Source organism: Amycolatopsis endophytica (assembly GCF_013410405.1).
Classification (GTDB): domain Bacteria; phylum Actinomycetota; class Actinomycetes; order Mycobacteriales; family Pseudonocardiaceae; genus Amycolatopsis_E; species Amycolatopsis_E endophytica.
Genome location: NZ_JACCFK010000001.1, coordinates 1,732,747 through 1,757,952, shown reverse-complemented (window position 1 = coordinate 1,757,952; position 25,206 = coordinate 1,732,747). Strand labels below are relative to the sequence as shown.

The window sequence follows — 25,206 nt, the reverse complement described above, 5'->3', positions numbered from 1 at the left end:
CTCACCCTGCCACGGTAAAGATAGGTGACCCTAACTTTCACTGTGATCTGAATTGCGGTCCAGCATGTGGACACCAGTATGGCCTGCCGCTTCCCCACCGCCGCCCTCAACGGAGACGCTCCGCGTCACAGTACCCTCGTAGGCATGCGCGTTCTCGTCGTCGACAACTACGACAGCTTCGTCTACAACCTGGTCCAGTACCTGGCCCAGCTGGGCAACGAGTGCACTGTCTGGCGCAATGACGTCGTGGACCTCGACCGCGTGCCCGAGTTCGACGGCGTGCTCGTCTCGCCCGGCCCCGGCACACCGGAACGTGCTGGTCAGAGCGTCGACGTGGTGCGCCGCTGCGCGGATTCCCGCACTCCGGTGCTCGGCGTCTGCCTTGGGCACCAGGCGATCGGCGTGGCGTGGAAGGCGACCGTCGACCGCGCGCCCGAACTGCTGCACGGCAAGACCAGCGAGGTCCGGCACGGGGGCGCGGGGGTGCTGGCCGGTCTCCCGGACCCGTTCACCGCGACCCGCTACCACTCGCTGACCGTGCTGCCGGAGACGATTCCGGACGAGTTCGAGGTCACCGGGCGGACCGAGTCGGGGGTGGTGATGGGCATGCGGCACCGCGGGCTGCCGGTCGAGGGTGTGCAGTTCCACCCCGAATCGGTGCTCACGCAGGGCGGTCACCGGATGCTGGCGAACTGGATGGCCTCCGCCGGTCACCCGGTCGCCCCGACCGTGGTGGAGGCGCTGGAGCGTGAGGTCACCGCGTTGCAGAAGGCCGCCGCTGCATGATCCGGCTACTGGGGGTCGGTAAGAACTACGGGGGCGCGCCGGTGCTGACCGGGGTGGACCTCGACGTGCGCCCGGGCAGCGTGATCGGCGTGGTCGGCACCAACGGCTCCGGCAAGTCCACGTTGCTGCGGATCATCGCGGGCCTGTCCCGGCCGTCGTCGGGCACCGTGACCGGCAGGCCCAGCGTGGGTTACGTGCCGGACCGGTTCCCGGCGTCCACCCGGATGAGCGCCCTCGCCTACCTGCGTCACCTCGCCCGTGTCTCCGGCGCGGACGACGTGGACCCGCGAGCGCTGCTGGAGCGGCTGGCGCTGGCCGGCGGGCCGAAGGCTGCGTTGCGGCACCTGTCGAAGGGCAACGCGCAGAAGGTCGGGCTGGCCCAGGCTCTGCTCGCCGAACCGGACCTGCTGGTGCTGGACGAGCCGTGGTCGGGCCTCGACCCGGACGCGCACGAAGTGCTGGCCGAGATCATCGCCGAGACACGGGACCGCGGCGCGAGCGTGGTCTTCACCGAGCACCGCGACGAGCGCGCCCACGCCCACGCGACCGACGTCTTCCGCCTGACCGACGGAGTGCTGGGCACGGTGGACCGGTCCGCCAGGGTCGTCCTCCACGGCGACGGCCCGGTGGACCTGCCCGGCGTGCTCGCCACCCACCGCGAGGGCGACCGCGTCGAGCTGACCGTCGCGGTGGAGCGCACCGACGAGCTGCTTCTCAAGGCGCTGGGCGGCGGCTGGTCCGTGGTGCGGGTCGACACCCCGGTGGTGCGCGCGTGATCCGCTACCAGCTCGCGCTGCTCGCGCACTCCCAGCGGTACCTGCCGCCGCTGCTGGCCTACGTGATCCTGCTGAGTGTCCTCTACAGCGACGCCGGTTCGGAAGCGCGGCCGTTGTTCGGGGTCAGCGCCGGTGCCCTGACCGTGGTCGCGTGCTGGCTCACCATCGCCCTGGTCGACGCCGAGGACCCGGTGCAGCGGCTCATCACCCAGGTCCACGCCGGGCGGTTGTCCACTGTGCTGTCCGGGATCGTCGCCGCGGTCGTGGTGTGCTGCGCGGCTCTGATGGTGGTCCCGCTGGTCTGGGCCGCCCTGGTCCACAGCGGATTCTCCACCGATGTGCTGGTGGACGGGCTGATCGCGCACGTGGCCTGCGTGGCCGCCGGTGTCGCGATCGGACTGCCGTGTTCGCGGCTGTTGCTGCCGCGCATCGGGTACACGGTGCTGGCCGCGCTGGCGTTGCTGGGCGTCGTGCTGCTGGCGAAGTGGGTGCCCGTGGTCAACCCGATGCTGCGTGCGCTGCTGAACCACGGTGCGCGCTCGACGGTCGTGCTCGGCCTGGCCGGCGGCGTCGTGCTGCTCGCGGTCAGCGCCGCCGGTACCGGCTGGGCGATCCGCCGCCGCGGCTGAGTATCGTGCCCGGAACGGCAGTTTGGGGAGTTCGTGGCGTCTCTGTTGTTGGTGGAGGACGACGACGCGCTCGCCGAGGCGATCTCGCTCGCGCTCGGCGGGCTCGGCCATGACGTCGCGCTCGCGGGCTCCGGCGAGCACGCGCTGAAGGAGCTGTTCGACGGTCCGGCGGTCGACGTGGTGCTGCTCGACGTCATGCTGCCCGGCATCGACGGGTTCGAGGTGTGCCGCCGCATCCGGGCGCGCAGCCTGGTCCCGGTGATCCTGCTGACCGCGCGCGGTGACCCGGTCGACGTCGTCGTCGGGCTCGAAGGCGGCGCGGACGACTACGTGGTCAAACCGGTCGAACCGCGGGTGATCGACGCGCGGATGAAGGCGGTCCTGCGGCGCGGCGCGCCGTCCTCGGCCGACCCGGTGATCCACCTCGGGCACCTCGAACTGGACACCTCCGGCATGACCGTGCGGGCTGAGGGTACGGAACTGCACCTGACGGCGACCGAGTGGAAGCTGCTGCTGGAGTTCGCGAACCACCCCGGCCAGGTGCTGAGCCGCCAGATGCTGCTCAAACGGGTGTGGGACTACGGCTACGTCGGCGACTCGCGGATCGTGGACGCGGCGGTCGCCCGGCTGCGCGCGAAGATCGAGAAGGATCCCGGACGGCCGGAGCTGCTCCGCACGGTCCGCGGGCTCGGGTACCGCCTGATCAGACCATGAGGCCGCATTTCGGGTTGCGTGCGCGGATCGCCGCGGCGGTGGTGTTCGTGACCGTCGCCGCCACCGCGGCGATGGCGCTGGCCGCCTACCAGTTGCAGGCCAACGACACGACGAGCCGTTTCCACGCCGCGTCCCGCGCGGACTTCTCCTCCGACCTCGCCCAGACCCGCTTCGTCGCGCAGAACCTGTCACCGGACCACGTCGTCGGGTACATGGACCGCGAAAGCGCGGTCGCCTGGAGCGTGTTCGACTACAGCGGCGAACACCCGGTGGTGCACGGTGAGACGCCGCCGGTCGAGCTGCCGGGCTGGCTGCTGACCGCGGCCAGGAGCAACGAGGAACCGATGAGCATGCAGCCGGCCGGTACGCCGTACCTGGTGCTGGCCGCTTCCCCGGTCGACGGGGTGGTGCTGGTCGAGTACTACACGCTGGACTCGCTGCGGGCCGACCTCACCAAGCTGCGTGCGAACCTGGCCGGGATGGCCCTGCTGGTCGCGGTGCTCGGTGTCGCGGGCGCGCTGGTCGCGGCGAAACGAATCCAGCGCCCGGTGCGCGCGGCCGCCAACGCCGCACTGCGCCTTGGCGAAGGTGACCTCGGCACCCGGCTCGCCGTGCGCGGCCGCGACGAACTGGCGGACCTGGCCGGATCGTTCAACGCGATGGCCGAGCGGGTGGAGACGTCGATCGTGGAACTGCGTGCCAAGGAGGAGCAGCAGCGCCGGTTCGTCGCCGACGTCGCACACGACCTGCGCACCCCGGTGGCCACCATGGTCGCCGCGGCCGACGGCGTGGACAGCCCGAACCCGGACGCGCGCGGACGTGCCGGGCAGCTCCTCGCGGTGCAGTCCCGGCGCCTCGCGACCCTCGTCGAGGACCTGCTGGAGATCTCCCGGTTCGACGCCGGGGTCGCCGATTTCCGCGCCGAGCCGGTCGATCTCGCCGACCTGTGGGCGGAGGCGATCGACCTGGTCGGCGGCGAGGGGATCACGCTCCGCACGACCGGCGACGTCACCGTGCACGGCGACCCGCGACGGCTGCACACGATCGCCCGCAACCTGCTGACCAACGCGCTCACCCACGGCGCGCCCCCGGTGACGGTCACGGTGGACGGAACGGGCCGCGACGTGGTCACCGCGGAGGTGGCCGACTCCGGTCCCGGTGTCCCCGATGATCTGGGGCCGCTCGTGTTCGACCGGTTCGTCCGCGGTGACCGCGCCCGCACCGCGACCGCGGGCAGCGGACTCGGCCTGGCGATCGCGCAGGAGAACGCCCGCGCCCACGGTGGACGGATCGAGGTGTCCACTCAGGACGGTGCGGTGTTCACCCTCCGGTTGCCGCGCGCGGTCAGCGAACCCCGAGATCCGTCTGACCGGGCGTGAGCCGGTCGCCGCACTTGCGCAGGCCCCACACGTTGATCTTGCTCTCGGTCGAAGCCACGTTCTCGTTCGCGTAGTCGCGCGCCGCCGCGAGCAGGGTCGGATCGGTCACCGCGTCCCGGCGGACGAAGTCGCCACCGAAATCGGCGGGGGCCGGGTAGACGTAGAGCGGCACGTAGTCCCGCTCCAGCCGCGGATCGCCGGCGATCCCGGTGACCCCGCCCCAGTACATCCGGAAGTGGATGAAGGTCGGCTTGACCTCTTCGAACACGTGCTCGCGCAGCGCGCCCATGTCCCGGTCGTGGTAGAAGTCCGCGATCTCGTCGTCGACGAGGCCCGCGAGGTCGACCACGTGCAGGCGGCTGGTCAGCGAGGTGCCGCCCAGGTCCGGCTCCAGCACCGAACCCTCCCGCACGCCGAGGATGTCGGCGTACTGGTTGAACATCTTGCCGAACCGGTCGGCGATGAAGCACATCGGCAACGTCGGCTGCGCCTGGAACTTCTGCGTCGCGCGCTCCAGCGTCGCTACGGACGGCACGAGCGTCACGACCAGCGCGGCGCACAACAACACCCGCCCGCGAGCGCGCGTGTTGCGGAACACCTCGGTGGCCGCGAGCGCGCCGATCAACGCGGACAGCGCCCACACCGGCGTGGCGAACCGGAACTGCGCCATCCAGTCGGGCTCCAGCACGGCGTACGCGGCCAGCGCCAGACCCAGCGGCACGAGCAGCGTGATCAGCCCGTCGCGCCACCACGAAGACCGCGCGAGCGCCAGCCCGACCAGGACCACCAGCACGAGCACGGCCAGCGCGCCCGCGTACTGCACCAGGTCACCGGCGCGGGTCAGCTGCCCGATCTCCGGCAGGCCCTGCCGTTTGGCGACCGCGGTGTTGGCCACCAGCCGCCCGAACTCCAGCCAGCGCCACAGCACGTACCCGCCGAACGGCACCGCGAACGCGGCCACCGAGACCAGTACCTGGCCGATGCTCGACCGCAGGGTGGCGCGGCGCAGGTGGATGAGCACCACCACCGGGTACACCGCCGCGTAGATGGCGCCCTCCGGACGGGTCAGCGCCGCGACCGCCGCGAGCACCCCGGTCAGCGTGGCGACCTGCCAGGTCCGCAATCGTCCGGAAAGGACAGCGCGGAAGGTCACCACGGCGAGCGTGACGACGGCCAGCGCGTACAACGGGTTCTCCAGACCGGAGAACGTCCAGATCACGAACGACGGGATCGCCGCGAGCACCGCGCCTGCCACGAGCGTCACCACCCACGGCCGCCGCGTCACCATCGCCGCCGCCGAGTGGAACGCGACCAGGATCCCGCCGCAGCACAGCAGACCCAGCGCCTTCGGGAACAACACGTAGTCCGGGATGCCGAAGATCGTGCCGTGGTCGAACAACCCGATCAGGCGGCCGAGGGCCAGCAGCGCCGTCCACGTGGGGTTCGAGTAGCCCTCGACGGCGTCCGCGCCGGGCTGCACGACGGGACCGAGACCCTCGGACAGATTGCGCGCGTAGCCGAAGGTGATGGCCGCGTCGTCCACGATCCAGTTGCCGAGCCGGGCGCCCTGCAACGCGATCAGCGCCATGCCGCCCGCCACCGCGGCCGCCGCCTGCCAGCGCGCGGACGTCTCCCGGACCGGCAGCGGGCGTTCCGTCGTGCGGGCAGGGGGCATCGCGGGAGCCGTGACCATGGGCGCCAAGTTATCGACCGTTTGTCGCAGGAGTGTGACAGCCGTTCGGTGGTTGTGTGCCAAAAAGAACGGGCCCGCCTCCCCGGAGGAAGGCGGGCCCGTCTTGCTCGTGATTACGGGATACCGGGGAACTTCGGTGTGCTGATGGTCGGCGTCGAGGTGTTGCCACCGCCGCCACCGCCGCTTTCGGACTCGCCGATGAACAGCGTGACCGTCTGGTTCTTGGTGATCTGCGTGCCCGGCGCGGGGTTGGTGTTGGTCACCTTGCCCACGTTGTCGTCGTCTTCGTCGACCTGCTCGGTCTCGTACTTCACCGTGCCGTCCCACCCGGCCTGTTGCAGGGCCTGCAGCGCCTCGTTCTGGGTCTTGCCCCGCAGGTTGGGCATCTGGATCTTCTGCTGCGATCCGTTGGACACCGTCAGCGTCACCGTCGAGCCCTCGGGCTGCTGGCCCGCGTTCGGCTTCTGGTTGAGGACCTGGCCCTCGGGCTGGTCGGAGTCGGTCTCGTTCTTCTTCACCGTGAAGCCGAGCGCTTCCAGGCCCGCCTTCGCGACGTCGTACTGCTGCCCCGTGTAGTCGGTGATGTCGACCATGTTCGGCGTCCTGCCGATCGTGATCGACACCGTGCTGCCCTGGGGAACCTGCGAGTTCGCCTCCGGGGTCTGCTTCTGGACCTTGCCGTACTGGTCGGGGTCGTCGACGTCGATTTCCTGGATGTTGGTGTCCAGGAGCAGCCCGGCCTGGTTCAACAGGGTCCTGGCCTCGTCGTCCGTCTTGCCCATCAGCGAGGGCACCGCGACATTGCCCGGCTTCGCGCCGACGTAGATCGTGATGCGCTGGTCGAGCGTGACGCTCACACCCGCGGCCGGATCGGTGCTGATCGCCTTGCCGACGTCGTCGGCGCCGCACGTCTCGGTGCCGTCCGTCTGACGCAGGCACGGCTTGTCCTGCAGCACCACGTTGGTGAACTGCTTGGCCCGGATGGATGCCTCGGCCTGGGCGGCCTGCTGCCCGCGGACGTCCGGGATCAGCGCCGTCTCGGCCTTCGTGTCGAACGCGCCCAGCAGCCACATGACGAACGCGACGAGCCCGACGCCGATGAGCGAGAAGACGACCGCCGCGATGATGCGGCGGCGCTTGCGGCGCCGTTCGTCCTCCTCGTACTCGTCCGGGTCGTAGTCGGCGGCGTGCCCCGGCGTCCCGGCGATCACCTGAGTGCGCTCGTCCGGGGTCATCACCATCGGCGCGGACGGCCGCTGACCGGACAGCGCGCGGACCAGGTCGGCGCGCATCTCCGCGGCCGACTGGTACCGGTTGGCCGGGCCCTTCGCCAGCGCCTTCAACACGATCGCGTCCAGCTCCGGCGACACCGCCGGGTTGACCGCCGACGGCGCCTTCGGGTCCTCCCGAACGTGCTGGTAGGCCACCGCGACCGGGGAGTCACCGGTGAACGGCGGCTCGCCGGTGACCAGCTCGAACAACACACATCCGGCGGCGTAGACGTCGCTGCGCGCGTCCACGCCCTCGCCGCGGGCCTGCTCCGGCGACAGGTACTGCGCGGTCCCGATCACCGCCGCCGTCTGCGTCATCGCGGCCTGGCCGTCGTGCATCGCGCGGGCGATGCCGAAGTCCATCACCTTGACCGCGCCCTGGTCGGTGATCATCACGTTGGCCGGCTTCACGTCCCGGTGCACGATGCCGTGCCGGTGCGAGAAGTCCAGCGCGGCGCAGACGTCGGCCATGACCTCCATGGCACGCTTCTGCGACAGCGGTCCCTCGGTCTTGACGATGTCACGCAGCGTCCGGCCGCGGACGTACTCCATCACGATGTAGGGCAGCGGACCGTACTCGGTCTGCGCCTCACCGGTGTCGTACACCGCGACGATCGCGGGGTGGTTCAGCGCCGCGGCGTTCTGCGCCTCGCGGCGGAACCGCTCCTGGAACTGGGGGTCGCGGGCGAGGTCGGCACGCAGGATCTTCACGGCGACTTCGCGGCCCAGCCGGACGTCGGTGCCGTGGTGGACCTCGGACATGCCGCCGTAACCGAGCGTGTCGCCCAGTTCGTAGCGGTTGGACAGCATCCTGGGTGCAGTCATCGGAGAAAGCCGTTCCGTTCCGTCCAAGGTGTGCTCATCATGCCTCGTAGGTCGTCTCTTCGGGGGGAGGGAGTTGCCGTGTACCGGGGACCATGTCGCTGGTGCCGACCTGGCCGCCCGTGCCGTCGTCGTTCCCGCTGCCGCCCCAGTCGGGCAGGAACACCAGCAGGGCCACCACGATCCCGGCGACCAGCACGGCCAGCAGCACCCACACGGCGACCGGGACGCGCCGCCGCGGTGGCACCGGCATCGGCAGCACCCCGCTGGGGTGCGCCATGCCGGGTGGGCTGACCGGCTGCATCGCCGGCTGCGAGACCGGGCCGACGGGTGCCACCGGACCGGCGACCGGGGCATAAGTCTGCACCAGGCCGCGTGGCGTCGGTAGCGCGTGCCCGCTGCGGACCGCGGCGATGGCGGCGGCGAACTCGCCGCCGCTGTTGTAGCGCTGCCGCGGGTCCTTGACCAGGGTCGCCTCGATGACCGCGCGGGCGTGCGGTGGCACGTCCGGCGGCAGCGGGGGCGGCAGGTCGCGGATGTGCATCATCGCGACCGTCACCGCGTTCTCGGACAGGAACGGGCGGTGCCCGGCCAGGCACTCGTACCCGCACACGGCCAGCGAGTACACGTCGCTCGCCGGTTCCGCGTCGTGGCCGAGCGCCTGCTCGGGGGCGATGTAGTGGGCGGTGCCCATCACCATGCCGGACCTGGTGACCGGCGCGGCGTCGGCGGCCTTCGCGATGCCGAAGTCGGTGATCTTCACCGTGCCGGTCGGCGTGACCAGGATGTTGCCCGGCTTGATGTCGCGGTGCACCAGCCCGCGTTCGTGCGCGGCCTGCAGCGCGTGACCGGCCTGTTCGAGGATGTCCAGCGTCCGGTCGGGCGCGAGCCGCTTCTCCCGCATCAGCATCCCGGCGAGCGGTTCGCCCTCGACGTGCTCCATCACCAGGTACGCGATCGCGTGCTCACCCGCGACGGTCTCGCCGTAGTCGTGCACCGCCGCGATGCCCGGGTGGTTGAGCGACGCCGTCGTGCGGGCCTCGGTGCGGAAGCGGTGCAGGAACTCGGCGTCCTGCGACAGCTCGGCCTTGAGGACCTTCACCGCCACGATGCGGTCCAACCGGGTGTCACTGGCCTGCCAGACCTCGCCCATCCCGCCGACGGCGATGCGGTGGACGAGCCGGTAACGATCGGCCAGCAGCTGACCGGTGGACAGCATGCGCTACCCACCCCCGAGCTGGGCGTTGATGGCGGCGCGCCCGATCTCGGCCGCCACGGTGCCACCGGTCGCGGCCAGACCGCGGTTACCACCCGACTCGACGATGACCGCGACGGCGATCTGCGGGTCCGCGGCCGGTGCGAACGCGGTGTACCAAGCGTGCGGCGGCGTCGCCTTCGGGTCGGTGCCGTGCTCGGCGGTGCCCGTCTTGGACGCGATCTGGATGTCGCCGCGCTTGCCGCCGCCCTTGGTGTTGGCCTCCGAGGCCAGCATCATGTCGGTCAGGACGGCCGCGTTCTCCTTGGACAGCGCCGGGGTGCCGGTCAGCTCCTCCGGCGAGAACGTCTCCAGCGTCTCGGACAGGTCCGCGCCGAGCAGGCTCTTGATCAGCTGCGGTTTCATCGCCATGCCGCCGTTGGCGATCGTCGCCGACAGCATCAGGTCCTGCAGCGGGGTGAGCCGCACGTCCCGCTGCCCGATGCCGGACTGGTACAGCGCACCCTGCGAGTCCATCTCGCCCAGGTCCGACGGCGCGACGCTGAGCGGGATCGACAGCGGGGTGCCGATGCCGAAGTTCGCCGCGGTCTCCCGCAGCTTGTCCGCGCCCAGCTCACCGGCGAAGGTCGCGAACGGCACGTTGCACGAGTGGGCCAGCGCGTCCTTGAACGTGGTGCCGGGGCAGGTCTGCCCGCCGTAGTTCTCCAGCGTCGTGTTGGTGCCCGGCAGCTTCACGTTGGGCGCGTTGCTGACCGGCGTGCTCGCGGTGGCGCCGTTTTCCAGCTCCGCGGCGGCGACCAGCAGCTTGAACGTCGAACCCGGCGGGTAGGTCTCCGAGATCGCCCGGTTGATCATCGGGTTGCTCGGGTCGTCGGTGAACTTGGTCCACGCCTCCTGCTGCGCCGTGCTGTCGTGCGACGCCAGCTCGTTCGGATCGTAGGAGGGCGTGGAGACCATCGCCAGGATCTCGCCCGTCTTCGGGTTCATCGCGACGGCCGCGCCGGTGTAGCCCTTGGATGACATGAGGTTGTAGACGGCCTGCTGCACCGCCGGGTTGATGGTGAGCTGCACGCTGCCGCCACGCGGGTCCCGTCCGGTCACCATGTCCGAGAGGCGGCGCACGAACAGCCGCGGGTCCGAGCCGTTGAGGATGTCGTCCTCGGCCCGCTCGATCCCGCCGGAGCCGTAGCGCACCGAGTAGTAGCCGGTGACGGGCGCGTACATCGGTCCGTTGATGTAGTGACGCTCGAACTTCAGCTTGTCGTCGGTGTCCGTCACGTCGGCCAGCACCTGGCCGTTGAACTGCGACACGATGCTGCCGCGCTGCCGGGAGTACTCCTCCAGCAGCACCCGCCGGTTGCGCGAGTCGGTGCGGTAGTCGTCGGCCTTGACGACCTGGATGTAGGTGATGTTGGCCAGGAGCAGCACCACCATGGTGATCATGGCGATGCCGACGCGGCGCATGGGCTTGTTCATGCCGTCGGTTCCCCTGTCGCGTTCCCCCCGGCAGGCGGCCGCTGCACCATCACCGTGTGCGCCTCGGCCAGCGGAGCCTGTTGCTGCGGCTGCTTGGGCCGGGGTTTCTGGGAGGGCCGCCGCGCCGCGTCCGAGATGCGGAGCAGCAGGGCGACCAGGATGTAGTTGGCCAGCAGCGACGAGCCGCCGTAGGACAGGAACGGCGTCGTGATGCCGGTCATCGGGATCAGCTTCGTCACCCCGCCGACGATCACGAACACCTGCATGACGATCGTGAACGACAGGCCGCAGCCGAGCAGCTTGCCGAACGTGTCCCGCACCGCCAGCGCGCTGCGCATACCGCGCGTGGCCAGCAGCAGGTAGACCACCAGGATCGCGGCCAGCCCGACGAAACCGAGCTCCTCGCCGAGCCCCGCGGTGATGAAGTCGGTGTTGGACTCCGGCACGATCTCCGGCCGCCCCGCGCCGAGTCCGGTGCCGCCGATCCCGCCGGTGCCGAGACCGAACAGGCCCTGCGCGATCTGGTACCCGCCACCGGGATCGGAGTAGGTGGCCAGCGGGTCGATCCAGTTCGCCACGCGCTGCTCGACGTGCGTGAACAGCTGGTAGGCGATCAGGCAGCCGACGACGAAGAAGCTCAGCCCGGTGACCACCCAGATCGCGCGCTCGGTGGCGACGTAGAGCATCACCAGCACGATGCCGAAGAGCAGCAGCGAGGTGCCCAGGTCCTTCTCGAACACCAGCACCAGCAGGCAGACCGCGGCGGCGATGAGCAGCGGGCCGAGGTCACGGGCCCGCGGCAGCTCGACGCCGAACACCTTCCGGCCCGCGATCATGAACAGGTCCCGTTTCGCGACCAGGAAGGACGCGAAGAAGATCATCAGCAGGATCTTCGCGAACTCGGCGGGCTGGATCGAGAAGCCGGGCAGTTTCAGCCACACCTTCGCGCCGTTGACCTCGGACAGCGAACTGGGCAGCAGCGCGGGCAGCGCCAGCGCGACCATGCCGACCAGACCAGCGGTGTAGCCGTAACGGGTCAGCGTCCGGTGGTCCTTGACCAGCACCAGCACGGCGAGGAACAGCGCCAGGGCCAGCGCGGTGAACAGCACCTGCTTGGGCGCGTCCGCCGCGAAGTCCTCGCCCGCCCTGGTCGCCTCCTCGGCGTTGGCCAGGTCGATGCGGTAGATCATCACCAGGCCGAGACCGTTGAGCAGTGCCACGCACGGCAGGATCAGCGGATCCGCGTAGGCGGCCCAGCGGCGCACGGCGGCGTGGGCGATCGCGAACAGTCCCAGGTACGCCAGTCCGTACCAGACGACCGCCCAGGACAGCTCCTGCTCCTGGTTGGCCTGCACGAGCACGAACGCGCACGTCACGATGAACGCGGCGAAACCCAGCATGGCCAGCTCGGTGCCACGCCGGGTGGGCAGCTCCCGCTGGGGGTTGCTGGCGTAGATGGCGGCTGCTTCCGACAGCGGTGGCTGGCTCATCAGCCCCCGCCACCTGGCACCGTCGTCGCCGCGCAGTCCCTCCCCGCCTGCTGGCTCGTCGATTCGTTCGGCACGGTCGGGACGCCGGGAATGGTGGTCTGGGTGCAGTCCCGCAGCGTCTTGTAGCGCAGGAAGTTGTCGATGTAGTCGCGGGCGTCGGACAGGCTGTCCTTCTTCACGCCGTTGCGCACCGCGGCCTGCGCGTCCTGCTGCAGCTGCGGCACGGTCAGCTCGTCGCACAGCTGGTCACCGGACGGGCACGAACCCTCGGCCTCCTGGTGCAACGGGACACCGAGGATGCTGCCCGGCACGCCGCGGAAGATCGCGACCTCCTGATTGGTGCCCTCGCCCACGTAGTACTGGCTGAGCACGAAGTAGCGCGTCGCGATCGCGCCGGCGCCCAGCACGACGAGGACCAGCAGGATACCGACGATCCAGCGCCACTTGCGGCGCTTGCGCGGCTCCTCCGGCGGCGCGATCATCTGCGGCGGCGGAGGGGGCGGCTGGGTCAGCGCCCTGGCCCGCGCGGCGGGGGAGTCGCCCTGGCTGTCGTACTGGTCGCTGCCGTCACCGGCGGCGCCACCCACGATCGGCGCGTCCTCGCCGTAGTCGACGTCCACCACGTCCGCGACGATGACCGTCACGTTGTCGGTGCCGCCGCCCTTGAGGGCCAGCTCGATCATGCGGTCGGCGCAGTCCTGCGGATCCGGGATGCGGATCGCCTCGGCCAGCGTCTCGTCGCTGACCATGCCGGACAGGCCGTCCGAGCACAGCAGGTACCGGTCGCCCGCGCGGGCCTCGCGCACGGTCAGGCTCGGCTCCACCTCGTGCCCGGTGAGGGCCTTGAGCAGCAGTGAACGCTGCGGGTGGGTCGCGGCCTGGTCCGCCGTGATGCGGCCCTGTTCGAGCAGCTCGTTGACGAAGCTGTCGTCGCGTGTGATCTGCGCGAGCGCGCCGTTGCGGAACATGTAGGCCCGCGAGTCGCCGACGTGCACCATGCCCAGGCGCGAGCCCGAGAAGAGCATCGCGGTGAGCGTGGTGCCCATACCGTCGAGGTCGGGGTCGTTCGCCACCAGCTCGCTGATGGCCGCGTTGCCGCCCGCCACCGCGTCTCTGAGCATGGTCAGCAGGTCGTCGCCGGGTTCGTCGTCGTCGAGCGGGGCGAGCGAGGCGATCACGACCTTGCTGGCCACCTCACCCGCGGCATGGCCACCCATGCCGTCGGCGAGTGCGAGCAGGCGGGGGCCCGCGTACACCGAGTCCTGGTTGCTCGACCGCACCAGGCCGCGGTCGCTGCGGGCCGCGTAGCGAAGAACGAGTGTCATGGGCGAAGCTCGATCACCGTCTTGCCGATCCGGATGGGGACACCGAGTGGAACTCGGAGGGGTGCAGTGACCTTAGCCCGGTCCAGGTAGGTGCCGTTGGTCGATCCCAGATCTTCCACGTACCAGTCCGTTCCGCGCAGGACCAGCCGGGCGTGCCGGGTCGAGGCGTAGTCGTCGTCCAGCACCAGTGTGGAGTCGTCGGCGCGGCCGATCGTGATCGGCCTGCCGTCGAGCGTGATCCGCGTGCCGGACAGCGCACCGTGCGTGACGAGCAGCTGGCGGGGCGTCTTGGCGCCGCCTCGCGGCTTCTTCTGCTCCTTGGACCGGCGCAGGCCGGGCATGGCCACCTTCAGGCCCGACGCGGCGTACAGGTCCGAGCGCACCACCCGCAGGGCAGCCAGCACGAACAGCCAGAGCAGCACGAGAAAGCCCACTCTGGTGAGTTGAACGACCAGCTCCGGCACGTGTCTCCGCCTTCTGTTCTCCCGACCGTGGCACGCGTGCGCCACGGCGTCCCGCAGGAGTCATTCTGCGGGACACGGGATTTCGGGTGCGAACCCGGGCAGGCGCAGGTTACCGGCGCGTGTGTCAGCCCTGCGTGCGGAACACCAGTGAGGAGTGGCCGACCCTGATCACGTCACCGTCCGCGAGCTGCCACGTCTGCACCGGGGTGCCGTTGACCGTGGTGCCGTTGGTGGAGCCGATGTCGGCCAGCGTCGCGCTCTGGCCGTCCCAGGTGATCTCCAGGTGGCGGCGGGAGACCCCGGTGTCCGGCAGGCGGAAGTCCGCGTCCTGGCCGCGGCCGATGACGTTGCCGCCCTGCTTGAGCGTGTAGTTCCGGTTCGAGCCGTCGTCGAGCTGCAGGACCGCCTGGACCTGGCGTCCGGCGCCCGGCGCCGCGGGCGGGGCGTAGCCGCCCTGCTGCCCGTATGGGTCCGGACCGCCCTGCGGGGGCCCGTAGCCGCCCGGCGGGGTGCCGTAGCCGGGCTGCTGGCCGTAGCCCTGGTCGTAGCCGGGCTGCTGGCCGTAGCCCTGGTCGTAGCCCGGCTGGCCGCCGTAGCCCTGGTCGTACCCGCCCTGCGGCTGGCCGTAGCCCTGGTCGTAGCCACCCTGCGGCTGGCCGTAGCCCTGGTCGTACCCCGGCTGGCCGCCGTAGCCCTGGTCGTAGCCGGGCTGGCCACCGCCGTAGCCGCCCTGGTCGTAGCCACCGGGCTGCTGGCCGTAGCCCTGGTCGTAGCCCGGCTGGCCATAGCCACCCTGGTCGTACCCGGGCTGTCCCTGCTGTCCGTAGCCGTACTGGCCCTGCTGGCCGTACGGGTCACCCTGGTCGTATTGGCCTTGGCCGTAGCCGGGGGGCTGGCTCATTGCTGGGTCTCCTGCGTTGCTGCGTCGTGCTGACCGTCCTGCACCCGCGACGTTACGCGCGCTGACGTCGGGGTCGACGGATGAACGGGTCTTGAATTGTCCAGTATGCAGCGCGTCGTTGCGCTCGAGCGAAACTACGACGTCACCATAGGTGTCCCAGCCGTGTTCGGCGAGGTGCGCCGAAACGGCTTCGGTGAGCACCCTGGTGACTCGCAACTCATCGCCGGCCATCCGGTCGTAGTCCGTCGACCCCAGCGACACGGTGTAGTGGTTGGGGGCGAGCAGCCTGCCACCGGCCAGCTCACGAACGTTGTCCTCACCTTCGCGTTCCAGGGCCTGCGCCACCTCTTGCGTGACGACGTTGCCGCCGAACATGCGCGCGAAGGTATTGCCCACCAGGGATTCCAGGCGTCGATCGAAACGCTCAACCCGACCCACGGAACCCGAGCCCTCCTTCGCGAGCATGTGCTTTCGCACCGATCCTATCGGGATCCGCCCCCTTCGACACGACCCCCGGCGAAGGCCCCCGAACGGGCCTGCTAAAGTTCCTTTCGCTGTCGCAGCAACTCGGGCGAGTGGCGGAATGGCAGACGCGCACGGTTCAGGTCCGTGTGTCCGAAAGGACGTGAGGGTTCAACTCCCTCCTCGCCCACCCGAATCACCCGGGCTCTGGAATTCAGGGCCCGGGTTTTTTCGTCTCCGGTGATCCATGTCGCGCCCCGGCGCACCCCGGCTCCACCTCCCCGCACCGCCTGCCCTGAGGATGGTTGCACACCGTGTAACAGGCGCTCCGCACCGCGATATGGCGCGTCGGGGTGCGGTACTTCGGCTCGGCATGGCGCGACGATCGGTGGGGAGCCGTCCAGTGAACCAGTTCGACGGAGACGCACAGTCCGTCTTCCAGGGCCGGGACGTGTCCGGCGGGGTTCACTTCCACGGTCAGCGGAGGCGGAGCGCCCTGAGCCAGCTGCCGCTCCGGCTGCCGAACTACGTCAACAACGACCGCCAGCTCCGTGACCTGGACAGCCTGCTCGACGGCGACGGTGACTGGCCGAGGGCGGCGCGCATCCTGGGCGAGCCCGGCTCCGGGCGCACGGCGCTCGCCGTGCAGTGGGTGCACAAGCACCTCGGGGAGTTCCCGGACGGGCAGTTCTTCGTCCCGCTCGCGGCCGGGGCCGACGAGGCCGAGCAGGAGCGGGAGGCGCTGCGCGATCTGCTGCTCGCCACCGGACACGATCCGGACGAGATCCCCGGCAGTGTCGAGGGCAGGGCGGCGTGGTGGCGGTCGTGGACCACCGGCAAGACCGTCGCCGTGGTCGTCGACAACGGGCTGACCGTCCGGCAGATCGAGCACCTGCTCCCCGGCCACGGCCGGTCCGTGGTGCTGGTCACCGACGTGGGCGGGCTCGAGCTGCTCTCCAACGCGATCCGGACCATCGTCGTGGAGATCGCGCCGATGACCGACGACGCGGCACGTGAACTGCTCGTGCGGCTTGCCGGGAAGGACCGGGCCGACGAGGATCCGGACGCCATCCGGCGGCTGATCGAGGTGTGCGACGGCTCGACCACCGCGTTGTGCGTCGTCGCGGCCCTGCTCGCCGGGTCGTCCCAGCCCGCCGCCCGTCTGGTGCGGAAGCTCACGCGCGACCCGAGCGCTCCGGTGCGCTCGGTCTTCGACGCCGCGTACCAGCGGTTGTCACCGGAGGCGCAACGCGTCTACCAGGTGCTCGGCGTGCATCCCGGCACCGGCGGCGTGCACGTCGCGGCCGTGGCGGTGGCGCTGCAAGAGGACGAAGAGGACACCTCGGACGCACTGGAGGAGCTGGTGCGGGCCCGGCTCGCCACGGAGGCCGACGAGGACCGGTACCTGATGTCGGGCCTGGTCAGGTCGCACGCGCGGCACCGGGCCGAACGAGCGGCGCACCTGGTCGAGCGGTTGACCGGCTACTACTGGGCGCGTGCGCTGCGCGCGGAGGCGGTGCTCACGCCGGGCCGCGGCTGGCGCCAGGAGATCTGGCCGGATCTGACCGTGCCGGACGGTGACGACGACGGTGCCGCGGCCCGGAGCTGGCTCGACGCCGAGCGGGCGAACCTGCGCGCGGTCGTCGAGGCGGCCTTCGCCGCGGGCGAGCTGCACCGGGTGTGCCAGCTCGCGATCGCGTTGTGGCCGCTGTACGAACGCGGCGGCCACACCCAGGACATGATCGACGTCAACCGGTGCGGGGTCGAGGCGGCGACCGCGCTGGGCAACGATCTGGCCGCCGCCGTGCTCGGCTTCCAGCTCGGGCTCGGTCACCGGCAGCGCGCCGAGTTCGACAAGGCGGCCGAGGCGCTGGAGGACGCTCTGGAGCGGGCCCGGCGGTCGGGGAGCGAGACCGCCGAGGCGAGCGCGCTGGAGACGCTGGGCCTGGTCGAATGGGACCGGGGGCACCGCGAGGACGCGGCTAAGCTGTGGCGCGAGAACCTCGGCCGGGCGCTCGGGCTCGGGGTGCCGCGGCGGATCGCGCTGGCCCGCTTCCACCTGGCCAAGGCGCTCCTGCCCGATGCGGCGCTGCCCCTGCTCGACCAGGCCGCCGACGGGTTGCGGTCCGAGCCCTACAACGTCACGAAGATCGACCTCTGGCGCGGCCGGAAGCTGACCGAAGCCGGCCGGGTCGACGAGGCGCGTGAGGTGCTGCGGGCGGCGCTGGCCGTGTCCGAGGCCGGACGCGCTCACCGCGAACGCGGCGAGATCATGGTCGCGCTCGCCGTCCTGGCCCCGGACCCGCTGCCGGATCTCCGGCGCGCGGCGGAGATCTTCGCGCACCACGGATTCACCCGGGAACGTGCGGACGCCGAGGAGCGGATTCGTTCGCTCACCGCAGAACGGTGACCGTCGCCGTCCGGAGCGTCCCACCGAGTTCCACCCGGATCTCCGCGCCGCCCGGATGACCCTGCAGTGCCGCGGCGAACACCGGCGCGGGACCGGTCAGATCGCTCAGCCGGACGAGGAAACCGTCGCCGTCGCCTGCCAGCCAGGTGTCCCCGTCGCGGGCCACCGCGAGCGAGCACCCCGTCAGTGACCGCAGGGTCTCGCCGACCCACCGGCGCGCGTCGCGCGGGTGGTCGTGGACGACGATGTCGGCCAGGTCGAGCAGTCGCGCACTGGGTTCCCTGGTGTCCACGACGAGGTGGGTGTACCGCGGAGCCCGGCCCGGTTCCCGTAGCGCCACCGCGGGGAACCGGGTGGCCTCCGCGTGATCGCCCCACGAGCGGATCCGTACCAGGTGCGCGCGTGGTTCCGGGATGTCGGCCTCGGGGATCGGCAGTGCCCGCGTCTCCGGCTCGCCCGGCGATCGCAGCCGGAGACGGCGGTAGATCGCGTCGGACAGGGTGCGGTTGGAGCCGCCGGGCAACGACGTGGTCAGGCCCGTGATCGCGGCCAGCGTGGCCGGATCGTGGTCCTTGATCGCCTCGTCGATCTGCCGCCGCGGGTCCGCGCCGAGCCGGGGAGCCGCCGCGAGCAGGCCGGCGATGGGGGAGTCCGGGGCCACGGCGTTCTCCGGCGCGGCGGCGAGCAGCAGTGGCAGACCGAGCGCGGCCGAGTAGAAGCTGACGGAGCCGTGGTCACCGACGGTCAGATCGGCCGCCACGAGCGCCGCGCCCCACCACTGCTCGTCGGGCAGGACCAGGACACCGGCGCGGCGGCAGTCCTCCAGCCATATCCGCACCTGCCACGGCGAGTGGTGCGCCGTGATGTTGGGGTGCAGCGCCACCGCGAGGCGGTAGCCGTCCAGGTCCAGCGTCGCGGCGAGCCGCCGGACGAGTTCGGGGTCGGAGCCGAAGAGCGACGCGTCGCCCCAGGTGGAGGACACCACGATCAGCCGTTGCCCGGGTTCGAGGCCGAACGCCTGCCGGTAGGACTCGCGCAGCGGGAGGCTCGCCAGCATGCGGTCGAAGCACGGATCGCCCGCGACGATCGCGTTCGCCGCGGCTTCCGGGCACGCCCTGATCAGCCGGTCCAGTTGTTCTTCGTGGGAGAGCACGATGACCGACGGGACCACGCGGCCGTCGTGGGTCAGCCATTCCCCGGACAGGCCGAACACGCCACCGCGGCCCTCCGATTCGAGGTACTTGTTGTAGCCCATGCCGTGCGGCACGACCATCAGCGGCGCGGCGACGTCGTGCAGGCCGCCGCCGTAGCTGGCGGAGATCGCCAGGTCCGCGGGCATCCGCAGGGCAGTTTCCCAGGGCAGGACCTCGATCCCCGCCTTCGCCAGGTACTCGTGCGTGCCCGCGGTGAACGCGCTCGAACCGGGGCAGGTGAAGACGGTCTGGATGCGCGGGTCGGTCGCGAACAGCGGCAGGATGTCGAACAGCCGCGTCGCCGCGGTGGTGTTGTGGACGATCACGAGCACCGTGCGCTCGGTGCGCACCGTATGCCAGTCGACCACGGTGGTGATCTTAGAAGCTGATGTCGCCGTGCACGTCCCGTGCCTGCACGACGTTGCCGTGGACCGTGCCGGAGATCTGGTTGTTCGCGCCGTCGCCGTGCTGGCTCCACGCCTCGCGCAGCGATCCGGCGAACCCGGGGTCCTCCCGGCCGGCCCGGTCCAGTCGTTCGGCCAGGACCTCGACCGTCTCCGGTGCCTCGGGTGTCGCGGTCTCCAGCACCGCTGTCGCCTCCGGATCGCCGGCGAACTTGTTCTTGATCAGCTCGTAGAGCCCCTGCACGGCCTTCGTGGCGGCCGCGGCGGCGATGGACACCAGGATCGGTTCCGGCATGATCCCCAGCCTAGTCACGGAGTCCAGTCCGCGTTGGCGCCACACAGCAGGACGCACGGCACCTCGCCCGGCACCTGCCCGGCGAGCCAGGCGGCGAAGGGCACCGCCGCGGCGGGCTCGACCGCCAGCCGGAACTCGTCCCACAGCCGGTCTCGGGCGGCCACGATCTCGTCCTCGCCCACCACCCGCGACACCACCGAGGGCCCGGACAGCACCGCGAAGGGGACCTCGCCCACGCGGGTCGCGCCCAGCGCCGACGCGGCGACCGAGTCGACCCGCGCGTCCACCGGGCGACCGGCGGCCAGCGCCTGGTGCAGGCACGAACAGCCCTCCGGTTCGACCGCGACGGTGAGCCGCCCGCCGGACCCGAGCGCCACACCCGCGGCCAGCCCGCCGCCGCCCACGGCGACCGCGATCGAGTCGACGTCCGGGGCGTCCGCGACGATCTCCGCCGCCACCGTGCCCTGGCCGGCGACCACGACGGGGTCGTTGTAGGCCTCGACGTAGCGGGCGCCCGGAGCCTCGGCCAGTTCGTGCGCGGCCGCCGCCGCTTCCGCGTACCGCGTCCCGGCCCGCACCAGCCGCGCGCCGGCGGCTTCGATCCGGCGGGCCTTGCCCTCCGGCACGGTTTCGGGCACCACGATCGTCGCGGGCAGGCCGAGGATCGCCGCGGCCGTCGCGACCCCGATGCCGTGGTTGCCACCCGACGCCGTGACGACCTGCCCTGGCCGCTCACCGGCGAGCAGCGCGTTCAGCGCGCCCCGCAGCTTGAACGAGCCGGTGCGCTGGAGGTGTTCGAGTTTCAGCACGAGCGGACGGCCGTCGACCTCCGCGCGCAGCAGCGGGGTGTGGCGGACGTGCGGGCGGATGCGGTCCGCGGCGGCGGTCACGTCGGGGACGACGGTGGTGGTCATGTCTCCACTGTGCGCACCCCGGCCGTAAGCCGCCAGCGCTTTACGGTGGCCGGGCATTAGCGATACTTACGGCATGCTCGTCGCCGAACGACTCCGCGTCCTCGTCGAGGTCGCCCACGCCGGATCCATCGCGACGGCGGCGCGCACCATGGGTTTCACCGCGTCCGCGCTGTCCCAGCAACTGGCCCGGCTCGAACGCGAGGCCGGGTGCGCGCTGCTGGAGCGCCGGGCCACCGGCACGTCGCTGACCGAGGCGGGTCGCGTCCTGGTGCGGCACGGCGAGGCGATCGTCGGCGAGCTGCGTGAGGCGGAGCAAGCGCTTGCGGCCCTGCGTGACCGGCCACCGGCGACGCTGACCGTCGGCACCTTCGCCACCGCGGGCCAGGTGCTGTTGCCGCAGGTCATCGGCGAGTTCCGGCGGACCCATCCGGAGACGCGGCTGCGCCTGGCCGACCTGGAACCGCCGGAGGGCTACGACCTGGTGGTGTCCGGTGAGCTGGACCTGCTGATCACCCACCGCTACCCGGGGCGGCACCTGCCCCCGGCACGCGGGCTGACGAGGGTGCCGCTCCTGGCCGACCGGCTGCGGCTGGTGCTGCCGCCGCGGCACCCGGCGGCGGGCAAGGACGAGGTGAAACTGGTCGACCTGGCCGCCGACGACTGGATCTCGGCGGACCGCGCGTGCCTGGACCTGCTGGCCGCGCGGGACGGGATCGAACCGCGGATCGCCTACGAGACGAAGGACTACGCGGCGATCCTCGCGCTGGTCCGCGCCGGCCTCGGCGCGGCGCTGGTGCCGGCGACGGTGGTGCGCGACGCCGACGGGATCGTGGTGCGCGACCTGGCCGGGAGCACGCTGGACCGCGAGATCCACGCGGTGCACCGCCCCCGGCCGGCCGCCCACGTTTCGGCCCTGGTGGGCCTGCTGACGCGGGTGGCGTCCCGGCTCAGCTGACGCCGACCAGGTCCACCACGAAGATCAGGGTCTCGCCCGGCTTGATCACGTCTCCGGCGCCGCGGTCGCCGTAACCCAGGTGCGGCGGGATGACCAGACGTCGCCGTCCGCCCACCTTCATGCCCTGCACGCCCTGGTCCCAGCCGGGAATGACGTGCCCCGCGCCGAGCGGGAAGCGCAGCGGTTCGCCCCGGTTCCACGACGCGTCGAACTCAGCACCGGTCGAGTGCGAGACGCCCACGTAGTGCACGGACACGACGTTGCCCGCGGCGGCTTCCGCGCCGTCGCCGACGCTGAGGTCCGTGACCTCCAGGTCCGCCGGAGGCGGTCCGGTCGGCTTGTCGACCTCCGGCCGTTCCAATGCCATGCTGTTCCTCCCTGTCGTCGGTCGCTGCACGGTACCGACCGGTGCCGGTAGCCGCATTTTCGACTGTTACGTTGGGATCGCCGCGCACTGATCAGGGAGAACGCGTGAACTTCGACGACCTGGCGCCGCGCACCCGCGCGGTGGCCGCCGGGCGGCCGGACGAACCCGGGCAGCCGCTGAACACCCCGCTGGTACCGGCGAGCACCTTCCTCGCCGGGGCGGGCTTCAAGTACGCCCGTGAGGACGGCACGCCGACGTGGCTGGCGCTGGAGGAGACCGTCGGGGCGATCGAGGGCGGGCACGCGATCGCGTTCGCGTCGGGCATCGCGACCGCGGCGGCGGTGCTCGACCTGCTGGACGTGGGTGCCGAGGTCGCGGTGCCGGTCTACAGCTACGCGGGCACGCGCGGGCTGCTCGACCACGCGGCGGCCAAGGGGCGGTTGAAGGTGCGCCGCGTCGAACCGTCCGACCAGGCGGGCTGGCTGGCGGCCGCCCGCGAGGCGGACGTGGTGTGGGTGGAGTCGCCGACGAACCCGACGCTGGACTTGATCGACATCGCCGGGCTGACCGGTCACCGGGCACGCGTGGTGGTGGACAACACCTTCGCGACGCCGCTCGGTCAGCAGCCGCTCGCGCTGGGCGCGGACATCGTGGTGCACAGCGCGACGAAGCTGATCGGCGGTCACAGCGATCTGCTGCTGGGGCTGACGATCGCGGCCGACGAGGGTGTCGCGCAGGAGCTGCGCGACGCCCGCACGCGTGGCGGTGCGACTCCCGGAGCGCTGGAAGCGTGGCTCGCGCTGCGCGGGTTGCGCACGCTGCCGGTGCGGCTGGCGGAGCAGTCACGCACCGCGGCCCTGCTGGCGCCCCGGCTCGGCGAGCACCCGGCGGTGACGAAGGTGCGCTACCCGGGGCAGGGCACCATGATCGCCTTCGACCTGGCCGACGCGGGCGCGGCGGACAAGCTGTGCGCGTCGCTGCGGCTGATCCGGCACGCGACCAGCCTCGGCGGCGTGGAAAGCATCGTCGAACGGCGCGCGATGTGGCCGGGCGACGCGCATGTGCCCGCGGGCCTCGTGCGGTTCAGCGTGGGCCTGGAAGACCCCGAAGACCTCTGGCGGGACCTGTCTCAGGCACTGACCTGAGCGCGGCGCGTGAGCTGGTCCGGGTCGAGGTGCCACGCGTGCACGACGCGCGGGTGGATCCGGATCACCTCGTCGCTGAACCACGCGCCGCCGTAGGCGGGCGGCGCATGGCCGGTGATCAGCTCGGCGGTGCCGCGAATCTCGACGCCACGCCCCCAGCCCGGTTTGACGGCACCCGGCTCGTCGGGGGTCAGATCGTCGACGACGAACGAGACTTCCGGGTTCTTTTCGAGGTTTCGCCACTTCTGGCTCCTGCTGAGCTCCGGCCCGCCGATGTCGATCGTGCCGTCGTCGTTGAGCTGGAAACCCAGCGGCCGCACCTGGGGCCGTCCCTTCGCGTCGACGGTGCCCATCCGCCCCAGTGACTGGCTTTCGAGGTAAGCGCGTTCACGCTCGGTGAAGATCATGGTGCCGACGTTAGAACCTCGACCTGGCTGGAGGTCAAGCTCTTGCCAGCCGGTCGCGTGACCACTAACGTACAACCATGTGGTTGTAAGTGAACTTGGCAACGAGGAGATCGACCGCATCTTCCACGCGCTCGCCGACGCCACCCGGCGCGACATCGTCACCCGGGTGCTGCGGCAGGAGGAGTCGATCTCGCAGCTCGCCCGCTCCTACGACATGAGTTTCGCCGCGGTGCAGAAACACGTGTCGGTGCTCGCGCGGGCGTCGCTCGTCGTCAAGCAGCGGAGCGGGAGGGAGCAGCTCGTGCACGGCAATCCCGAAGTCCTGCACCAGGCGGCCCGGCTGCTCGGCGAGTACGAACGGATCTCGCGCCACCGCGACCAGGCCATCGGGGAAATCCTGTCCGAGGAGGACACATGACAGTGATCAGCTCGCACAAGGACACCGGGGCGCTGACCCTCACGATCGTCGCGCGGTACGCCGCGCCGGTCGACCGGGTCTGGCGGGTGTGGGAGGACCCGCGCCGGCTCGAACGCTGGTGGGGCCCGCCGACCTGGCCCGCGACGTTCCAGCAGCACGACTTCAAGGCGGGCGGCCGCGCCGCCTACTTCATGACCGGCCCGGACGGCACGAAGGCACACGGCTGGTGGCGGTTCACCGCGATCGACGCCCCGCACCGCCTGGAGTTCGAGGACGGCTTCGCCGACGAACACGGCGAGCCCAGCGCGGACATGCCGGTGATCCACTGCGCGGTCACGCTGGAGGCCGACGGCGACGGCACCCGGATGACCACCGTCAGCTCCTTCGACACGCTCGCCGAGCTGGAGAAGGTGATCGAGATGGGCATGGAGGAGGGCATGACCCTCGCCGAAGGTCAGATCGACGCGATCCTGGCCGAGGACGAGTAGCTCAGTCCAGCAGGTGTTCCAGCACCACTCGCTCGCCCGCGCGCACGTACTCGGCGTAGTAGTCGTACAGCGCGCGGCGGGCGAGGCGTGCCGCGAGCGGGCCGTCGCCGTCTTCCACCGCGCGCAGGACTTCCCTGTGGTGCGCCACGGAAGCCTGCATCAGTGCCAGCCGGTCCGCGGCGTGCTCCAGCTTCCCGGAGATCAGGTCCAGAACCACGCCGCGCACGACCTTGCCGCACACCACGATCAGGCTGTTCCGTCCCGCCCGCGCGACCACGTCGTGGAACTCCACGTCCGCGCGGCTGAACGACTCGTAGTCGTCCAGGCTCGACGCCATCGCCTCCAGCGCGGCCCGCATCTCCGACAGGTCGTCCTCGGCGCGCAGTTCCGCGGCCAGCCGGTACGCCGAACCCTCCAGGACCATCCGGAACTGCACCAGCTCCGCCAGCCCGAGCGTTTCCGCGCGTGCCAGCCGGTCCAGTGACTTCTCCAGGCTCGCCGGTGAGGCGGCCAGCACTTCCGGGCCGCGCGGATCGCCGGGCCGGGACCGGATCACCCCGCCCGCCTGCAGGACACGCAGCGCCTCCCGGATCGTCGACCGGCTGACGCCGAAGCGGGCCATCAGGTCACGTTCCCCGGGCAGCCGCTCGCCGGGCCGGAGCCGGCCGGTGAGCACGGCCTGCTCGATCTGTTCCACGATCCGCTCGTAGGCGCGGACCGGGCTGACCGGCTCGAACTCCATCGTCGTCTTGACCTTCACCCCGTCTGGTGCGAACCTAGGCTACTGGTCGGACCAGCATACTGAC

24 protein-coding genes and 1 tRNA gene are annotated in these 25,206 nt (G+C 71.2%); 11 read left to right on the top strand and 14 right to left on the bottom strand.

The window, feature by feature from the left end:
- Positions 1-144: 144 nt before the first annotated feature.
- The 5 genes from HNR02_RS08735 to HNR02_RS08715 are packed head-to-tail and all read left to right on the top strand — an operon-like array spanning position 145 to position 4,284.
- Positions 145-786 (top strand): aminodeoxychorismate/anthranilate synthase component II, encoded by a 642-nt coding sequence (locus HNR02_RS08735; RefSeq protein ID WP_179772653.1) that lies wholly within the window; start codon positions 145-147, stop codon positions 784-786.
- Entirely contained in the window at positions 783-1,562 is a 780-nt protein-coding gene (locus tag HNR02_RS08730) for an ABC transporter ATP-binding protein (RefSeq protein WP_179772652.1), read from the top strand. Before HNR02_RS08735 ends, HNR02_RS08730 begins: the two co-directional genes overlap by 4 nt.
- A complete protein-coding gene (locus HNR02_RS08725; RefSeq protein WP_179772651.1) occupies positions 1,559-2,191 on the top strand; it encodes a hypothetical protein in 633 nt (210 codons plus the stop codon). Before HNR02_RS08730 ends, HNR02_RS08725 begins: the two co-directional genes overlap by 4 nt.
- A gap of 33 nt (positions 2,192-2,224) precedes the next feature.
- Complete coding sequence (locus HNR02_RS08720) at positions 2,225-2,905, top strand: winged helix-turn-helix domain-containing protein (RefSeq protein ID WP_179772650.1); 681 nt, start codon at positions 2,225-2,227, stop codon at positions 2,903-2,905.
- On the top strand, positions 2,902-4,284 hold the full coding sequence (locus HNR02_RS08715; RefSeq protein WP_179772649.1) for a sensor histidine kinase: 1,383 nt from the start codon (positions 2,902-2,904) through the stop codon (positions 4,282-4,284). Before HNR02_RS08720 ends, HNR02_RS08715 begins: the two co-directional genes overlap by 4 nt.
- On the opposite strand, the gene HNR02_RS08710 is transcribed toward HNR02_RS08715, so the two are convergent.
- The 8 genes from HNR02_RS08710 to HNR02_RS08675 form a co-directional block, all read right to left on the bottom strand.
- Positions 4,250-5,977 carry a glycosyltransferase family protein gene (locus tag HNR02_RS08710; protein WP_246338526.1) on the bottom strand — a complete coding sequence of 576 codons (1,728 nt, stop codon included), beginning with the start codon at positions 5,975-5,977 and terminating at the stop codon, positions 4,250-4,252. The genes HNR02_RS08715 and HNR02_RS08710 overlap by 35 nt on opposite strands.
- 113 nt (positions 5,978-6,090) lie before the next feature.
- Positions 6,091-8,073: a Stk1 family PASTA domain-containing Ser/Thr kinase gene (pknB, locus tag HNR02_RS08705; protein WP_179772648.1), complete on the bottom strand. Its 1,983-nt coding sequence runs from the start codon at positions 8,071-8,073 to the stop codon at positions 6,091-6,093.
- A 37-nt stretch (positions 8,074-8,110) separates the two neighbouring features.
- Positions 8,111-9,289, bottom strand: coding sequence for a serine/threonine-protein kinase (locus HNR02_RS08700; RefSeq protein WP_179772647.1), 1,179 nt, complete (start codon positions 9,287-9,289; stop codon positions 8,111-8,113).
- Between the two features lie 3 nt (positions 9,290-9,292).
- Positions 9,293-10,762, bottom strand: a complete 1,470-nt coding sequence (locus HNR02_RS08695) for a peptidoglycan D,D-transpeptidase FtsI family protein (protein ID WP_179772646.1) — start codon at positions 10,760-10,762, stop codon at positions 9,293-9,295.
- Positions 10,759-12,252, bottom strand: a complete 1,494-nt coding sequence (locus HNR02_RS08690) for an FtsW/RodA/SpoVE family cell cycle protein (RefSeq protein ID WP_179772645.1) — start codon at positions 12,250-12,252, stop codon at positions 10,759-10,761. Before HNR02_RS08690 ends, HNR02_RS08695 begins: the two co-directional genes overlap by 4 nt.
- The gene (locus HNR02_RS08685) at positions 12,252-13,577 is read right to left on the bottom strand and encodes a PP2C family protein-serine/threonine phosphatase (protein ID WP_179772644.1); all 1,326 of its coding nucleotides are present in this window, start codon (positions 13,575-13,577) and stop codon (positions 12,252-12,254) included. Before HNR02_RS08685 ends, HNR02_RS08690 begins: the two co-directional genes overlap by 1 nt.
- Entirely contained in the window at positions 13,574-14,041 is a 468-nt protein-coding gene (locus HNR02_RS08680) for an FHA domain-containing protein FhaB/FipA (protein WP_179772643.1), read from the bottom strand. The genes HNR02_RS08685 and HNR02_RS08680 overlap by 4 nt, the downstream gene beginning before the upstream one ends.
- 124 nt (positions 14,042-14,165) lie before the next feature.
- Positions 14,166-15,380, bottom strand: a complete 1,215-nt coding sequence (locus tag HNR02_RS08675; RefSeq protein ID WP_312860950.1) for an FHA domain-containing protein — start codon at positions 15,378-15,380, stop codon at positions 14,166-14,168.
- A gap of 131 nt (positions 15,381-15,511) precedes the next feature.
- Here HNR02_RS08675 and HNR02_RS08670 point away from each other — a divergent pair.
- Positions 15,512-15,594 (top strand) — tRNA-Leu (locus tag HNR02_RS08670).
- A 213-nt stretch (positions 15,595-15,807) separates the two neighbouring features.
- Positions 15,808-17,814 carry an ATP-binding protein gene (locus HNR02_RS08665; RefSeq protein WP_179772642.1) on the top strand — a complete coding sequence of 669 codons (2,007 nt, stop codon included), beginning with the start codon at positions 15,808-15,810 and terminating at the stop codon, positions 17,812-17,814.
- Here the strand turns inward: HNR02_RS08665 and HNR02_RS08660 are convergent.
- From HNR02_RS08660 to HNR02_RS08650, 3 genes are read right to left on the bottom strand one after another with little or no spacing between them, the layout of a single operon-like run.
- Positions 17,798-19,375 (bottom strand): hypothetical protein, encoded by a 1,578-nt coding sequence (locus tag HNR02_RS08660; RefSeq protein ID WP_179772641.1) that lies wholly within the window; start codon positions 19,373-19,375, stop codon positions 17,798-17,800. The genes HNR02_RS08665 and HNR02_RS08660 overlap by 17 nt on opposite strands.
- A gap of 10 nt (positions 19,376-19,385) precedes the next feature.
- Complete coding sequence (locus HNR02_RS08655) at positions 19,386-19,706, bottom strand: hypothetical protein (RefSeq protein WP_179772640.1); 321 nt, start codon at positions 19,704-19,706, stop codon at positions 19,386-19,388.
- A gap of 14 nt (positions 19,707-19,720) precedes the next feature.
- The gene (locus HNR02_RS08650) at positions 19,721-20,620 is read right to left on the bottom strand and encodes a serine/threonine dehydratase (RefSeq protein ID WP_179772639.1); all 900 of its coding nucleotides are present in this window, start codon (positions 20,618-20,620) and stop codon (positions 19,721-19,723) included.
- Positions 20,621-20,693: 73 nt separating this feature from the next.
- Here HNR02_RS08650 and HNR02_RS08645 point away from each other — a divergent pair, with 73 nt between their 5' ends.
- Positions 20,694-21,575, top strand: coding sequence for a LysR substrate-binding domain-containing protein (locus HNR02_RS08645; RefSeq protein WP_179772638.1), 882 nt, complete (start codon positions 20,694-20,696; stop codon positions 21,573-21,575).
- Here HNR02_RS08645 and HNR02_RS08640 read toward each other — a convergent pair.
- Positions 21,568-21,942 carry an FKBP-type peptidyl-prolyl cis-trans isomerase gene (locus HNR02_RS08640; RefSeq protein WP_179772637.1) on the bottom strand — a complete coding sequence of 125 codons (375 nt, stop codon included), beginning with the start codon at positions 21,940-21,942 and terminating at the stop codon, positions 21,568-21,570. The two genes, HNR02_RS08645 and HNR02_RS08640, sit on opposite strands and share 8 nt — an antisense overlap.
- Positions 21,943-22,046: 104 nt before the next feature.
- Here HNR02_RS08640 and HNR02_RS08635 point away from each other — a divergent pair, with 104 nt between their 5' ends.
- A complete protein-coding gene (locus HNR02_RS08635; protein WP_179772636.1) occupies positions 22,047-23,087 on the top strand; it encodes a trans-sulfuration enzyme family protein in 1,041 nt (346 codons plus the stop codon).
- Here HNR02_RS08635 and HNR02_RS08630 read toward each other — a convergent pair.
- Positions 23,072-23,494, bottom strand: a complete 423-nt coding sequence (locus HNR02_RS08630; protein ID WP_179772635.1) for a PPOX class F420-dependent oxidoreductase — start codon at positions 23,492-23,494, stop codon at positions 23,072-23,074. The genes HNR02_RS08635 and HNR02_RS08630 overlap by 16 nt on opposite strands.
- Positions 23,495-23,573: 79 nt before the next feature.
- On the opposite strand from HNR02_RS08630, the gene HNR02_RS08625 reads away from it, so the two are divergent.
- Positions 23,574-23,912 (top strand): ArsR/SmtB family transcription factor, encoded by a 339-nt coding sequence (locus HNR02_RS08625; RefSeq protein WP_179772634.1) that lies wholly within the window; start codon positions 23,574-23,576, stop codon positions 23,910-23,912.
- Positions 23,909-24,400, top strand: a complete 492-nt coding sequence (locus HNR02_RS08620; RefSeq protein ID WP_179772633.1) for an SRPBCC family protein — start codon at positions 23,909-23,911, stop codon at positions 24,398-24,400. The genes HNR02_RS08625 and HNR02_RS08620 overlap by 4 nt, the downstream gene beginning before the upstream one ends.
- Position 24,401: 1 nt before the next feature.
- Here the strand turns inward: HNR02_RS08620 and HNR02_RS08615 are convergent, their stop codons facing one another.
- A complete protein-coding gene (locus HNR02_RS08615) occupies positions 24,402-25,142 on the bottom strand; it encodes a FadR/GntR family transcriptional regulator (protein ID WP_179775796.1) in 741 nt (246 codons plus the stop codon).
- Positions 25,143-25,206 lie beyond the last annotated feature (64 nt).

Coding starts and splice junctions, on each gene's coding strand:
- HNR02_RS08655 (WP_179772640.1), bottom strand. CDS start 19,706: ATGCCGGAACCGATCCTGGTGTCCATCGCCGCCGCGGCCGCCACGAAG.
- HNR02_RS08685 (WP_179772644.1), bottom strand. CDS start 13,577: ATGACACTCGTTCTTCGCTACGCGGCCCGCAGCGACCGCGGCCTGGTG.
- HNR02_RS08640 (WP_179772637.1), bottom strand. CDS start 21,942: ATGGCATTGGAACGGCCGGAGGTCGACAAGCCGACCGGACCGCCTCCG.
- HNR02_RS08735 (WP_179772653.1), top strand. CDS start 145: ATGCGCGTTCTCGTCGTCGACAACTACGACAGCTTCGTCTACAACCTG.
- HNR02_RS08715 (WP_179772649.1), top strand. CDS start 2,902: ATGAGGCCGCATTTCGGGTTGCGTGCGCGGATCGCCGCGGCGGTGGTG.
- pknB (WP_179772648.1), bottom strand. CDS start 8,073: ATGACTGCACCCAGGATGCTGTCCAACCGCTACGAACTGGGCGACACG.
- HNR02_RS08615 (WP_179775796.1), bottom strand. CDS start 25,142: ATGGAGTTCGAGCCGGTCAGCCCGGTCCGCGCCTACGAGCGGATCGTG.
- HNR02_RS08630 (WP_179772635.1), bottom strand. CDS start 23,494: ATGATCTTCACCGAGCGTGAACGCGCTTACCTCGAAAGCCAGTCACTG.
- HNR02_RS08620 (WP_179772633.1), top strand. CDS start 23,909: ATGACAGTGATCAGCTCGCACAAGGACACCGGGGCGCTGACCCTCACG.
- HNR02_RS08730 (WP_179772652.1), top strand. CDS start 783: ATGATCCGGCTACTGGGGGTCGGTAAGAACTACGGGGGCGCGCCGGTG.
- HNR02_RS08645 (WP_179772638.1), top strand. CDS start 20,694: ATGCTCGTCGCCGAACGACTCCGCGTCCTCGTCGAGGTCGCCCACGCC.
- HNR02_RS08695 (WP_179772646.1), bottom strand. CDS start 10,762: ATGAACAAGCCCATGCGCCGCGTCGGCATCGCCATGATCACCATGGTG.
- HNR02_RS08690 (WP_179772645.1), bottom strand. CDS start 12,252: ATGAGCCAGCCACCGCTGTCGGAAGCAGCCGCCATCTACGCCAGCAAC.
- HNR02_RS08710 (WP_246338526.1), bottom strand. CDS start 5,977: ATGGTCACGGCTCCCGCGATGCCCCCTGCCCGCACGACGGAACGCCCG.
- HNR02_RS08700 (WP_179772647.1), bottom strand. CDS start 9,289: ATGCTGTCCACCGGTCAGCTGCTGGCCGATCGTTACCGGCTCGTCCAC.
- HNR02_RS08650 (WP_179772639.1), bottom strand. CDS start 20,620: ATGACCACCACCGTCGTCCCCGACGTGACCGCCGCCGCGGACCGCATC.